The sequence below is a fragment of the Micromonospora sp. NPDC049799 genome (assembly GCF_040656655.1).
Taxonomy (GTDB): Bacteria; Actinomycetota; Actinomycetes; order Mycobacteriales; family Micromonosporaceae; genus Micromonospora.
Genome location: NZ_JBFAMU010000678.1, coordinates 1 through 2237, shown reverse-complemented (window position 1 = coordinate 2237; position 2237 = coordinate 1). Strand labels below are relative to the sequence as shown.

Here is a 2237-nt window from a genome sequence, read left to right as displayed (position 1 = left end):
GGCCCTTCCTTACCGCCGCCCCGTCAGTGCTGGCGGCGGACGTCGTAGCCGGGGCCGTCCGGGCCGGGCACGGCGCCGAGGAACTCCTGGCCCCGATCAGCGGTCGCTGAGGCTGCCCAGCAGAACCGCGCGGGAGGATCGGCGGGTCAGATCCTCGGCGACGCTGCCCAGCAGGCGGTCCCGGAGCCCGTGCCCGTGCCGGCCGGCCACCAGCAGGTCCACGTCGTGCGCCTCGGCCATCGCGAGCAGCGCGTCCGCCGGGTGGCCGACGACGACCTCCGTGGTCGGCTCGGGCAGGTCTCCGGGTAGGCCGCGGACCCGCTCGTCGAGCATCCGCCGGGTCGCCCGCCGCTCGTCCTCGGCCTCCCGACCGATGCGGTCCGGACTGGTCACGCTGACCAGCACCAGCTCGCCGGTGGTGCCGGCGAGGGTCCGGGCGACCGCCCGCAACGCCCGGTCGGAGTCCGGGGAGCCGTCCACGCCGACCAGCACCCGTACGCCGCCGGTCCGTCGCGGCCGGCCCTCGCGTACGTCGACGGGGCGGGTCGTGGCGCGGCCCCGCTCGACGGCGATGGGGATGAACAGGGGGCCGAGCAGCCCGCCGACGACGTACCAGAGCAGGTGCGCGTGACCGGCTCGGAGGACGAACCAGGCGGCGGTGACCAGGCCGACGGTCAGCCACACGGTGACGAAGAGCAGAACGGACCAGAGATCAGGCACGCGGGTGACTACCCGAGGTGGCCGTGGGTAAGCCGGGTACTGGGACGATCACCACGTCGCCGGTGAGAGGTGTGTCCCGGCGGCGGCGGATAGGGTTTCCTCAGGTGTGCCGGGAAGTCTGGTCGGCGATGGATGACGCGTACCCTGCCGACGAGGAGTTTTCGTGACCGACGCCGACCGGCGCCGCCCCAGCCTGTTCGCCCGCCGCTCCTGGCCCGAGACGAGCCGCATCTCCGGGATCCTCCGGAGGGAGACCGTCGGCGGGGCACTCCTGCTGATCGGAGCGTTGCTGGCCCTCGTCTGGTCGAACTCCCCCTGGTCGGAGAGCTACCAGGCGCTACGGGACGTGAAGGTCGGACCGGCGGCCCTGCATCTGGACCTGAGCCTGGGCAAGTGGGCCGCCGACGGCCTGCTGGCGGTCTTCTTCTTCGTCGCCGGTCTGGAGCTCAAGCGCGAGTTCGTCGCCGGAGACCTGCGCGACCCGCTGCGCGCGGCCGTGCCGGTCTCCGCCGCGGTCGGCGGCGTCATGGTGCCGGCCCTGCTGTACGTCGTGATCGCCGGTGCCGAGGCGCCCCGGGGCTGGGCGATCCCGACCGCCACGGACATCGCCTTCGCCCTCGCGGTGCTCGCTGTCATCGGCCGGTTCCTCCCGTCCGCGCTGCGTACCTTCCTGCTCACCCTCGCCGTCGTCGACGACCTGCTCGCCATCATGATCATCGCGGTGTTCTACACCGCCGACCTGGCGGTGCTGCCGCTGCTCGGCGCGTTGGTGCCGCTGGCGGTCTTCGGCCTGCTCGTGCAGCGGCGGGTGCGGTCCTGGTGGCTGCTGCTGCCGCTGGCCGCCGCGACCTGGGTGCTGGTGCACGAGTCCGGTGTGCACGCCACGGTCGCCGGTGTGCTGCTCGCCTTCACCGTCCCGGTGCTCCGCAGCCAGGCCGCCGGCGGCCCGGACGCCGGCCCCGGCCTGGCCGAGCACTTCGAGCACCGCATCCGGCCGATCTCGGCCGGCGTGGCGGTGCCCATCTTCGCCTTCTTCTCCGCCGGGGTCACCGTCGGCGGCCTGACCGGTCTGGCCACGTCACTGAGCGACAAGGTCGCGATCGGCATCGTCGTTGGCCTCGTCGTCGGCAAGCCGGTCGGGATCCTCACCGCCACCTGGCTGGTCTCCCGGTTCACCCGGGCAGAGCTCGGCCAGGGCCTCAAGTGGGTCGACGTGCTGGGCCTGTCGCTGCTCGGCGGCATCGGCTTCACCGTGTCCCTGCTGATCGGCGAGCTGGCCTTCGGCCTGGGCAGCGAACGCGACGACATCGTCAAGGTCGCGGTGCTCACCGGATCCCTGCTCTCGGCGGTGCTCGCCACCTTCATCCTGCGCGCCCGCAGCAACCTCTACCGGCGGGTGCACGAGGAGGAGACCGTCGACCGGGACCGGGACGGCGTGCCGGACGTCTACGACGAGAACCCCACCGACCCGACCCGCCACTGACGCATACCGCCGGCCGGCCCCGATGTGGGCCCGC

Annotated in this window: 2 protein-coding genes; one reads left to right on the top strand and one right to left on the bottom strand. The window is 73.1% G+C overall.

Features of this window, described 5'->3' with window-relative positions; genetic code table 11:
- Positions 1-96: 96 nt before the first annotated feature.
- Positions 97-720, bottom strand: coding sequence for a universal stress protein (locus AB0I76_RS28165; protein WP_357041636.1), 624 nt, complete (start codon positions 718-720; stop codon positions 97-99).
- 163 nt (positions 721-883) lie between these two features.
- Here AB0I76_RS28165 and nhaA point away from each other — a divergent pair, with 163 nt between their 5' ends.
- Positions 884-2203, top strand: a complete 1320-nt coding sequence (gene nhaA / locus AB0I76_RS28160) for a Na+/H+ antiporter NhaA (protein WP_357041634.1) — start codon at positions 884-886, stop codon at positions 2201-2203.
- The last annotated feature ends 34 nt before the right edge of the window (positions 2204-2237 follow it).